1 protein-coding gene is annotated in these 260 nt (G+C 47.7%); it reads right to left on the reverse strand.

Annotated elements, in window-relative coordinates; genetic code table 11:
• Window positions 1-260: hypothetical protein (locus tag Q4563_RS20690; protein WP_303605853.1), on the reverse strand; the 260-nt coding region annotated here is incomplete at both ends.

Raw genomic sequence — 260 nt, forward strand, 5'->3', positions numbered from 1 at the left:
CCAGGGAACCGTTTGATAAAGACGATCAAGTTTATCTTCTCTGGCAGCACCGGAGTTTACAAACCGAATCGCAAAGTGCAGGAAAAAAGTAGGCATCAGTGGATTGGCCAGAATTATATAAATACCAATACGTTCATAACCATGAAACAGCACCACATGGCCAAAACACCACACCGCCATCATGATGGCAAAACCAGCCAAGGCTTGCAGGTCGCTTTGTTTGCGAGCACGCCAGAGTAGCCAGGCCGCGACCAAAAAAC

This window comes from Gilvimarinus sp. 1_MG-2023, assembly GCF_030548285.1.